General features: G+C 67.0%; 11 protein-coding genes. 5 read left to right on the top strand and 6 right to left on the bottom strand.

Translation table 11 applies throughout. The annotated features are described in order from the left end of the window. Positions 1 to 182: 182 nt before the first annotated feature. Positions 183 to 1,469 (top strand): alpha-hydroxy-acid oxidizing protein, encoded by a 1,287-nt coding sequence (locus MLGJGCBP_RS05315; RefSeq protein WP_160094333.1) that lies wholly within the window; start codon positions 183 to 185, stop codon positions 1,467 to 1,469. Positions 1,470 to 1,472: 3 nt separating this feature from the next. On the opposite strand, the gene MLGJGCBP_RS05310 is transcribed toward MLGJGCBP_RS05315, so the two are convergent. After that, positions 1,473 to 1,769 (bottom strand): response regulator transcription factor, encoded by a 297-nt coding sequence (locus tag MLGJGCBP_RS05310; RefSeq protein ID WP_160094332.1) that lies wholly within the window; start codon positions 1,767 to 1,769, stop codon positions 1,473 to 1,475. A 108-nt stretch (positions 1,770 to 1,877) separates the two neighbouring features. Then, positions 1,878 to 2,966 (bottom strand): GmrSD restriction endonuclease domain-containing protein, encoded by a 1,089-nt coding sequence (locus MLGJGCBP_RS05305; protein WP_160094331.1) that lies wholly within the window; start codon positions 2,964 to 2,966, stop codon positions 1,878 to 1,880. A 729-nt stretch (positions 2,967 to 3,695) separates the two neighbouring features. Between MLGJGCBP_RS05305 and tnpB the strand changes: the two genes are divergently transcribed. From tnpB to MLGJGCBP_RS05285, 4 genes are all read left to right on the top strand, one after another. Beyond that, complete coding sequence (tnpB, locus tag MLGJGCBP_RS05300) at positions 3,696 to 5,237, top strand: IS607 family element RNA-guided endonuclease TnpB (protein ID WP_236580931.1); 1,542 nt, start codon at positions 3,696 to 3,698, stop codon at positions 5,235 to 5,237. 58 nt (positions 5,238 to 5,295) lie between these two features. Beyond that, complete coding sequence (locus tag MLGJGCBP_RS05295) at positions 5,296 to 6,285, top strand: alpha/beta hydrolase (protein ID WP_160094340.1); 990 nt, start codon at positions 5,296 to 5,298, stop codon at positions 6,283 to 6,285. Continuing rightward, positions 6,282 to 6,743 carry an alternative ribosome rescue aminoacyl-tRNA hydrolase ArfB gene (arfB, locus tag MLGJGCBP_RS05290; protein ID WP_160094330.1) on the top strand — a complete coding sequence of 154 codons (462 nt, stop codon included), beginning with the start codon at positions 6,282 to 6,284 and terminating at the stop codon, positions 6,741 to 6,743. Before MLGJGCBP_RS05295 ends, arfB begins: the two co-directional genes overlap by 4 nt. Positions 6,744 to 6,860: 117 nt before the next feature. After that, entirely contained in the window at positions 6,861 to 7,340 is a 480-nt protein-coding gene (locus MLGJGCBP_RS05285; protein WP_160094329.1) for a sigma factor-like helix-turn-helix DNA-binding protein, read from the top strand. Between the two features lie 5 nt (positions 7,341 to 7,345). Here MLGJGCBP_RS05285 and MLGJGCBP_RS05280 read toward each other — a convergent pair whose 3' ends face one another. From MLGJGCBP_RS05280 to MLGJGCBP_RS05265, 4 genes are read right to left on the bottom strand one after another with little or no spacing between them, the layout of a single operon-like run. Next, positions 7,346 to 7,696 (bottom strand): VOC family protein, encoded by a 351-nt coding sequence (locus tag MLGJGCBP_RS05280; RefSeq protein ID WP_087555040.1) that lies wholly within the window; start codon positions 7,694 to 7,696, stop codon positions 7,346 to 7,348. A gap of 41 nt (positions 7,697 to 7,737) precedes the next feature. Next, a complete protein-coding gene (locus MLGJGCBP_RS05275; protein ID WP_160094328.1) occupies positions 7,738 to 8,301 on the bottom strand; it encodes an SRPBCC family protein in 564 nt (187 codons plus the stop codon). Next, positions 8,298 to 8,615, bottom strand: coding sequence for an ArsR/SmtB family transcription factor (locus MLGJGCBP_RS05270; RefSeq protein ID WP_160094327.1), 318 nt, complete (start codon positions 8,613 to 8,615; stop codon positions 8,298 to 8,300). Before MLGJGCBP_RS05270 ends, MLGJGCBP_RS05275 begins: the two co-directional genes overlap by 4 nt. Before the next feature lie 33 nt (positions 8,616 to 8,648). Further along, on the bottom strand, positions 8,649 to 9,266 hold the full coding sequence (locus MLGJGCBP_RS05265; protein WP_160094326.1) for a TetR/AcrR family transcriptional regulator: 618 nt from the start codon (positions 9,264 to 9,266) through the stop codon (positions 8,649 to 8,651). Between the last annotated feature and the right edge of the window lie 77 nt (positions 9,267 to 9,343).

Here is a 9,343-nt window from a genome sequence, read left to right as displayed (position 1 = left end):
GACGCCGACAACACCAGGCCCGCACCTCCCACTACCGACGCCGCGGCCACCTCCCATAAGTGCCGTTGCAGTACTAGGACGTCAGGGAGTTCGGGGCAGCGCACGGTGTGGTGCCGGTCACAAACCTACGCGTCCGCGCGACCCGCCGCCGGTTCGTGAGGTGCTGTGGAAGACTCGGCCGCATGTCTGCGAGCGAGAACCAGGACAGCCCGGGCCGGGCCCGCCAGAATCTGATCTACCGCGACGGCGTCCTCGGCCGCACCCCCTCCGTTCCCACCGACTTCGACACCCTCGAGCGGCGCGCGCGGCGGAAGATGAGCGCGAAGGGGTGGGCGTACGTTCACGGCGGCGCCGGGCTGGGCCGCACGGTGCAGGCCAACCGCGACGCGTTCGACAAGTGGCAGATCGTTCCCCGGGTGCTGCGCGACGTCTCGAAACGCGACATCGGAGTCGAACTGTTCGGACGCCGCATCCCGGCGCCGGTGCTGCTCGCACCGGTCGGCGCCGCCGAACTGGCCAGGCCGGAGGCCGACGTGGCCATTGCCGCTGCCGCCGCCGAACTGGGTGTGCCGTACATCTTCTCCAACCAGGGTTGCGCCCCGATGGAGGAGAGCGCGGCGGCGATGGGCGACGCGCCCCGATGGTTCCAGCTGTACTGGAGCACCGACGACGACCTCGTCGACAGCCTGCTGCAGCGGGCGGCGAACATCCGGGCGGACGCCGTCGTCGTGACCCTCGACACGACGATGCTCGGCTGGCGGCCGGAAGATCTCAACCTCGGTTCGCTGCCGTTCGCGCAGGGGCAGGGAATCGCGCAGTACACGTCCGATCCGGTGTTCCGCCGGATCGTGCACGACCGGATCAAGGCCGCGACGAAGAAGCCGGACGTCGAGGTGACGCTCGGCGCCATCCGATCGCTGGTGTCGATGACCCGGCGCTTCCCGGGCCGCTTCCTCGACAACCTGCGGTCGCCGGAACCGCGGGCCGCCGTGGAGACGTTCCTCGACATCTACTCCCGGCCGTCGCTGAGCTGGGCCGACATCGAGACCCTCCGCAGCAGGACGTCGCTGCCGATCCTTCTCAAGGGTGTGCTTCACCCGGACGACGCCCGGCGTGCGCTCGATGCCGGGGTGGACGGGATCGTCGTGTCGAATCACGGTGGGCGGCAGGTGGACGGCAGCGTGTCGTCGCTGGACGCTCTCGTGGACATCGCGCCCGTCGTCGACGGCAGGCTGACGCTGCTCCTCGACAGCGGAATCCGCACCGGAGCAGACGTCTTCAAGGCGCTCGCGCTCGGTGCGGACGCCGTGACACTGGGCAGGCCCCACCTGTACGGCCTGGCCCTCGCGGGTCAGGCCGGTGCGCGGGACGCCACCGCCAACGTGATCGCCGAGTTCGACCTCACGATGGGTCTCAGTGGTCTGACGTCGGTGGCCGAGATCGACCGGGACGCCCTGCGCAGGGCATAGCCCTCAGAGTTCGGCGATGGTGATGATGCCGTCCTGCAGGGCCCGCACCAGCAGTGTCGTCTTGGTGGACGCGTCACGTCCCACCAGCGCGTACTTCTCGCGGATGCGGGTCAGGTGGGTGTTGACCGTGCCGAGGGCGATGTGGAGGTCGGCGGCGACGGCGAGCTTGGAGTCGCCGCGCAGCCAGTGGCGGAGAACCTCGATCTCGCGCGCCGACAACGCCGGCTTCTGATAGACGCGGGCGACTGGCGGTTCGTCCGTGTGTGGGGAGTGCCCGAGTGCGTCGGGTGCAGTGGTCATGCCGGTCTCATCTTTCTGACATGTACAGAAATGACTACAGGTACCCGACGTCCCTGCAGGCAGTTCAGGTTAACTGGTGGTGGCGGTGCGTGTCTCGGCAGGCCCGGATCAGCTCTCACAGCCGACACCGTCGCCGTCGCGGTCCAGGTGTGTGCCGTAGCCCGGTTCGCCGACGTGGACCGGTGCGGCACCGGCCGCCCTGGCCGCCGAACAGTTCTTGTAATAGACGTCGCTCGGCCCCGCCGTGTCCACGAACGGGACGGGTGCGGGCGCCGGGGCGGGAGCGGGCACGGGCGCCGGTGCAGGCACAACGGCCGGGGCCGGGTCGGTGGTAGGAGCGGGCGCCGCGGCAGGCGTCGCCGCCCCGCAGTCCTGGAGGACCCCGGCGATCGCGTCGTGTTCGGCCTGGGTCACCCACAGTCCGTACGCGGCCTTCACCGACACCTGATCCGCCACGTACGTGCACCGGTAGCTCTTGTTCGGGGGCAGCCAGGTTGCGGCGTCGCCGTCCGACTTCTGCTGGTTGGCGGGGCCGTCGACGGCCTTCAGGTTCCGCGGATCGTTCGCGAAGTTCACCCGGGTCGCGGTGTCGAGTTGCTGTGCGCCCTTCTGCCAGGCGTCGGACAGTGCGACGACGTGATCGATCTGCACGGCGCTCGACGTGCCCTCTCCGCGGACGAAGGAGATGGTGGTGCCGGTGTAGGGGTCGTTCAGGATTCCGGTCTGCACCGCGCAGTCGCGGGTGCCCGGCTTGAACACGATCTGGTCGAGGTCGCGCCCGAGGATGTCGTTGCGGGTGTCGCAGCCGTTGTGGCCGCCCTCGACCGTGACGTCGTCGGTCCACGCCTGGCCGAACAGATCCCGGTCGTACCCGGTCTTCGGTGCGCGGCCCTTGATCTCGAGTCCGGCGAGTTGCTGCAGCGCGGCGGTCGCGTCGGCACCGCCGAGCACCGCAGGTGCTACCGGTGAGAGTGCCAGCGCAGACGAAACCGGCACCGGTGTCGAAGAACTCGACGTGGCAGCCGCTACCGTCGAAGCGGCGACCGCGGGCGTCGCCGACGCGGATAAGGCCTGGGCCGATTGGACGTCCTGTCCGGGGCTGCTACACGAGACCACGGCCACGGCTACGACGATCCCGCCGGTGATCCAGGGCCACTTCTTGCGAGCGGCAGATGATGAGGGCAGGGGAGACGTCATGCCGGTCCTTCAATGAACGTGGGGGGTCGAATGTTCATCGCACGGAAGGGCTCTTCCGTTACTCGGCAAATCGTGGGAACTGTTAGCATGCCCCGGGACCGGAATTCGTGCGGGTGGAGAGTTGCGGAGTCTGACCGTTTGATGCTTGTTCAGTGTCGTATAGTGCCGTGGCGTTGAACTTTTGGCGGCGGCGAACGGCTAAAGTAATGAGCCGCGTCGGTGTGATTTACGCGGGGGCTGTTGGTCCAGGCTCGGCAGTTGCCGTCGGGCACGATTGTGGTGGGATCCGCTCGCCCGGATTTGCGCGGTGTGGCGTCGTGCCGGGTGTCGTCCTCTGGATCAGTAGGCAGATCTGGAAGGCTAGGTCGGGCGTGTGGTGGCCGAAATGCGGAAGGCGTGGTCTGGGTGTGCCGAAGACGGCCATCGAGAGCGGTTCCGGCCCAGGGCGGGAAACACACCACACTGCGCAGGCCGCTGGCCGATCCGAGTATGGATCGGCGACCGCCGGTCGAGGATCGGGACCGCTTGGCGGGTTCGGGTTCGTGCGCATCGACTCAATGTTGTCGGTGCGCTGTCGTACCCTGCTTATGTTTCAACGACGACGGGGTGGCTGATGATCTGGGTGCACGATATGACCGAGGCGATGAACTCCCTGTGCGCCCGCCGGACCGGGCGGCGCGGTGCACGCTGGCGTGCCGCAGCTGCCGTGGCCGCTGCGGCGGACCTGTCGTGACCCCCACCGCTCTGCTCGCCGATCTCGGTACCCAAGACCCGGCTCCCGGACATGCCGCGAATTCATCTCGGACAGTGATCCGTGCGTTCGTGTACGTCCTCGATCCGACCCCGGAGCAGGCGTCGGTGTTGCGGTCGCACTGTGGGGCGCAGCGTTTTGCCTACAACTGGGCACTGGCGCAGGTCAAAGCAAACCTTGACCAACGCATCGCGGAACGATCCTACGAGATCCCGGACGCGGAGTTGACTCCGACGATGTCGTGGTCCGCGTACAGACTGCGCAAACACTGGAACGTCGTCAAGAACGACGTCGCCGTCAACAGTGACACCGGGCAGGCATGGTGGCCGGAGAATTCGAAAGAGGCTTACAGTTCCGGGATCGCGAACTGCGCTGCCGCCTTGTCGAACTGGTCCGACGCCCGGTCCGGGAAACGCAAAGGCGCCATCGGATTCCCCCGCTTCAAAGGCAAACGCGCAATGCTCTCCTGCCGGTTCACCACGGGCAGTTTCGGGCTGGTCACTGACGGCGGTGACCGCCGTCATGTGCAGTTGCCCCGGATCGGGGCGATCCGGACGTGCGAATCCACTCGCAAACTGGCCCGCAAGACGATTGCCGGGACGGCGCGGATCCGGTCGGCGACCGTGTCGTTTCGACGCGGTCGGTGGCAGGTGTCGTTCTCCGTCGAAATCACGCTCCCCGCCAGGGCACTCCCACCCACTACCGGTACCGCCGCCGCGGTAGGTGAGCGTGCTGTGGGCGGTTCGGTCGTCGGAGTCGATGTGGGGGTCAAACACCTCGCGGTCCTCTCGACGGGGGAGGTGATCGACAATCCGAAGCACGCCCGTAAGCAGGCGAAAGAGCTTCGCCGCCTGGGGCGCCGCGCGTCCCGACAGGTGGGCCCGGATCGTCTCACCGGTCAGCAACCCTCCCGGCGTTGGCGGCGCACCCAAGAACAGATCAGGGCGGTGCACATCCGCATCGCGAACTGTCGCCGTGATCACCTGCACAAACTCACCACGCGACTGGTGCGGGACTTCGATACCGTCGTCGTCGAAGACCTCAATGTCGCAGGGATGACCCGCTCCGGTGGCGCCTACAAGCGGGGATTGAACCGCGCGCTGCAGGATGCGGCGTTCGCCGAGATCCGTCGAGAACTGACCTATAAGTGTGAGTGGTCTGGCACCTGTCTGCAGGTGGCAGACCGGTGGTATCCATCGAGTAAGACCTGCTCGAACTGTCAGGTAGTGAAAGCCAAACTACCGTTGAATGTTCGGGTGTTCACCTGCGATACGTGCGGATTCCGCGCTGATCGTGACCACAATGCTGCCCTCAACCTCGCTGCACTCGCAGCGGTTGTTGACGGTGGTGCGTCTTCGGCGAGTTGCGGACGAGACGTAAAAGACGCCCGACAGAAACCAAGCATAAGACCCGCCACTCGGTGGGCTGACGGTATTGCTGCGGGAACACCACCTGGTGGTGAACGTGACCGGGGTAACCCGGATACTCATGCAGACTGCACTAAGCGAAACCCAGCATGAACGGCGGTAAACGGTCGTGACACGACATGTCTTACGGGGGAAATTGCGCACCGCGGCCGTGACGGCCGTGACGGTGACGTCCCTCGTCCTCGGCGGCGCCGTTGCGGCCGCCGATCCGATCGTCGACACCGGTCGGGCGCTCGGTTCCGCGGCGGCGCCGAACGGTTCGAAGCTCGACCACGTCACCGTTATCGATCCGAGACATCTGACGCTGCACGTCTTCTCGGCGTCGATGCAACGCGTCGTGCCGGTGCACGTACAGCGGCCCGCCGACACGAGCGCGCCGAGGCCGACGTTGTACTTCCTCGACGGCCAGATCCGCCGGGAGAAGACCGATGTCGAAGAGTTCCTGGCCGACCAGAACGTGAACGTCGTCAGCCCGTCCGGCGGCGAGAACGCGTATTGGACGGACTGGAAGAGCCCGGACCCGGTCATGGGGGTGAACAAGTGGAAGACCTTTATGACTCAGGAACTTCCGCCGGTCGTCGACGCGGCTCTCGGCACCAACGGAGTCAACGCGCTCGCAGGCATGTCCCGGGTCGGCACCGCGGCGCTGCAGTTGGCGATCGCCGCCCCCGGCCTGTTCCGTGGCGTTGCCGCCTACAGCGGTTGCGCCCTGACCAGTGATCCGCTCGGTCAGCTGCTCATCAAGATCACCATGAACAACTACGGTTACGGCAATCCGGCCAACATGTACGGCGAGCCGGACGACCCGGCGTGGTCGGCGAACGACCCGTACGTGCACGCCGCCGAACTAGGCGGCACGGAACTGTTCCTCTCCAAAGGCAACGGTCTGCCGGGGCGCTACGAGACCCTCGAAGGCCCGGGGATCGAGGGGAACGTCGGGGTGCTCGCGCGGCAGATCTACGCGGGTGGTCCGATCGAGGCGGTGACCAATTACTGCACACATCGATTCACGGATCGCCTGGGAGAACTGGGAATACCTGCAACCGCGAGTTTCCGTAACTCAGGTACACGCTCGTGGGGATACTGGCAGGATGATCTTCACGATTCCTGGCCGGTGCTGGCTCGGGCGCTGGGAGTGTGAGCGAAGTTCCTCCGGTGTTTCCCGGCGGCGAGGTCACCGACGACCTGGAGATCACCCGGTCGCTCGTCGTCCCGGCCGCCGAGTTGCAATGGCGGTTCTCCCGCGCAGGGGGTCCCGGCGGTCAGGGAGTGAACACCACGGACTCGCGGGTGGAACTGCGGGTGAACCTGTGGACGTTGTCGACCCTGTCGCCCACCCAACTCGAACGCATGCAGGTTCAGCTGGGACACAGGCTCGTTGACGGTGTCGTCAGCGTGACGGCGTCCGAAACCCGTTCGCAACTGCGCAATCGGCGCGCGGCACGGGCCCGGATGGCGGCGCTGCTACGCGCGGCCGTCCTGGCCGAAACCCGCACCCGACGTCCGACGAAGGCCACCAAGGGTTCACACCGGCGAAGGCTCGACGCCAAGAAGCAACGCGGCCAGACCAAGAACTTGCGCAGGAAGCCGGACATGTAGGGGGTTTCACGCACCGGGAAATGGGGAATGTCCCGGATGTGTTGCCCCCTCGTGTGTCGGAAGATGAGTACGGAAGCGCCGTCACGGATGCGGCGAGGTCGGGGGATCGAGGGCAGCATGAGTGTGCTTGACGAGGAATTACATTCGGCGGCGACGGCCGCCGCGGCGGGGGATCGCGAGGCCGTGCAGCGGGTGACGGCGACGCTGTGGCCTCAGGTGGTGCGGTATTGCCGTACCCGCGTGGGGAATTCCACGCAGGTCACGCGGCCCGCGGACGAGGTGGCGCAGCAGGCGCTGCTGGCGGTGGCACGGCAGCTTCCGTCCCTCGCCCGCAGCGACCATCCGGTCCGCGAGGTGTATCGCGTCGTGAGCCGGACCGTCGCGGACGCGCAGAGCGGTTCCGCAAGCCCCGACCTCCCGGCGGAAGTGGCCCGATTACTGCAGGGACTCGACCCCACCGCGCGGGAGATCGTGCTGCTGCGGGTCATCGACGGACTGTCCGCGCACGACACCGCGGGCGTCCTCGGACTCCCGGTGGGCCGGGTTCTCGTCGTGCAGCACGAGGCGCTGCGGGCCCTGCAGGCGAAGGTGGCCTGATCGCGTCAGCGCCGGCCCGAGAGTACGCAGAACTCGTTGCCCTCGGGATCGGCGAGCACCACCCAACTCTGCTCGCCCTGACCGACATCCGCATGCCGGGCGCCGAGTGCGAGAAGCCGTTCGACTTCGGCCTGCTGATCGTCGGGCCGGAAGTCGAGGTGGAGCCGGTTCGGGATCTGCTTGCGGTCCGGAACGGCGACGAACAGGATTTCCGGGTGGCTGTCGGCCCGGGGCCGGATGTGGACGTCGCCGTCGGAGTCGGTCACGGCGCCCCAGCCCAGGGCCTCGGCCCACCAGCGTCCCAGAGCTGCCGGATCGACGGCGTTGACCACCACGGCTTCCCATTCCAGGCCCATGTGTCAACGGTACCGGGGAGCGTCGGACGGCCGTCGCGGATTCAGGGCAGTGTCGGGTCGATCGGTTCGACGCCGAGGCGTTCGGAGTACTGCTCGTTGAGTTCGCGCCAGCCGTAGTTCATCGCATCGGCCCCGACGATCGGTCCGATCGGGTGGCCGTCGAGCAGGGCCTCGGCGACGTCCAGGCACAGGTGCCACCCGGCGGCCGTCATCGCCGCGGTTCGCTGGTCGTCGAGCGTGTGGCGCAGGGTCAGTCGGGTTCCCGCGTCGGTCTGCTCGATCGTCCACAGCAGAACGTCGTCACCCCACGCGTGTTCGAGGACGTGCGGTGCCTCGGCGCGGATCACGGTGCCGTCGAGTTCGGTGCGGTTCGGCCCGTCGACCATCGTCAGGGTGGCGGGACCGACCGTGCCGAGGTCCCGGTCCGCGGTGTACGGCGCCCACTGCGGCAGTTCGCCGGGGTCGGTCAGAGCGGTCCACAGCGCCGACGGTGAGTGTGTGAACTCGCGGACGAAGGTCAATGCCCATCGGTCGCCGTCGGGTTTTGCTTCGGCGTGCCGGAGTGGGCCGGGGCGGTAGTCGCGTCGTGCGTCCGACTCGGTCATGACGAGGCCTCCTTCGAATCGAGGTGCCGCTCGAGGGCGTCGAGGTGGTGTGTCCACAGCCGGCGGTAGGGCTGCAGCCACTGTTCGAACTCGTCGAACGGTTCGCGGTGCAGGCTGTAGATCCGCTGCTGGGCGGCGGTGCGGCAGGTGACGAATCCGGCCTGTCGCAGCACCCGCAGGTGTTTGGACACGGTCGGCTGGGGCAGTGCGAGTTGGTCGACGAGTTCGCCGACGCTGGCGTGGCCGTCCCGCAGCCGTTCGAGGATCCTGCGCCGCTGCGGTTCGGCGACCACGGTGAACACGTCCGGTGCCATGACCTTGAGTATGCCCCTACGCGTATATACGCGTCAAGGAATATGAACCTCCGGTTGCGGCATGAACGCGATCGACAGCAGCGACCGGACGAACTCGCGTAATGCCTGCTCGTCGGACGTGTCCACGATTCCCTCAGTGATGACGAGGGAACCGATGATCCGGAATGCCCACTCGGAGATGGCGGCGGGGCTCACCCCCGACAGTTGCTCGGGGGTGAACAGGCGCTCGAAGTGGGGCGTCAAAAGTTGCGCGCCGAGTTCGATCATCGGCTTCGCCTTCACCGTGAACCAGGGGAGTACCACGTCGGGGTCGTCGCGCAATCCCTTCTGTAGCAACCGGTGTCCGCGGGCGTACTGGACGGCGAACACGACGGCGTCGACGAATCGCACCTGGAGTTGGCTCTGCCGTCCCCGCAGTACCGGATCGAGCACGACGAAGAAGCGGGAGATCTCCCGCTGGAACAGGGCCTCGAGGATGGCGGACTGGTCGCCGACGTGTTTGTAGAGCGTGGGCCGCGACAGTCCCGCTCGCTCGGCGATGACCGCGTGCAGTCGGGTGCTGTACCCGAGTTCGATCAGGCACTGTTCGGCCGCGTCGAGGATTATCTCCCGGAGTTCGCCCGGGGTCGGTGTCGTCGGCCGCGTCCTCACGGCCCTGATTGTGCTGGTCGGGTGGGGTGGGCGCAAACCGAAAGACGCAAATGTGAACTCGAGTTACAGACAACCAT

The organism is Rhodococcus sp. T7, assembly GCF_009872365.1.
Lineage (GTDB): Bacteria > Actinomycetota > Actinomycetes > Mycobacteriales > Mycobacteriaceae > Rhodococcus_F.
Note: the sequence above shows the minus strand (reverse complement) of the source record. Positions and strands in the feature narration are given on the sequence as shown.

What these genes read in the sequence shown, in the direction of transcription:
- MLGJGCBP_RS05315 (WP_160094333.1), top strand. Translation starts at nt 183, where the DNA reads ATGTCTGCGAGCGAGAACCAGGACAGCCCGGGCCGGGCCCGCCAGAAT.
- MLGJGCBP_RS05310 (WP_160094332.1), bottom strand. Translation starts at nt 1,769, where the DNA reads ATGACCACTGCACCCGACGCACTCGGGCACTCCCCACACACGGACGAA.
- MLGJGCBP_RS05305 (WP_160094331.1), bottom strand. Translation starts at nt 2,966, where the DNA reads ATGACGTCTCCCCTGCCCTCATCATCTGCCGCTCGCAAGAAGTGGCCC.
- MLGJGCBP_RS05285 (WP_160094329.1), top strand. Translation starts at nt 6,861, where the DNA reads ATGAGTGTGCTTGACGAGGAATTACATTCGGCGGCGACGGCCGCCGCG.
- MLGJGCBP_RS05280 (WP_087555040.1), bottom strand. Translation starts at nt 7,696, where the DNA reads ATGGGCCTGGAATGGGAAGCCGTGGTGGTCAACGCCGTCGATCCGGCA.
- MLGJGCBP_RS05275 (WP_160094328.1), bottom strand. Translation starts at nt 8,301, where the DNA reads ATGACCGAGTCGGACGCACGACGCGACTACCGCCCCGGCCCACTCCGG.
- MLGJGCBP_RS05270 (WP_160094327.1), bottom strand. Translation starts at nt 8,615, where the DNA reads ATGGCACCGGACGTGTTCACCGTGGTCGCCGAACCGCAGCGGCGCAGG.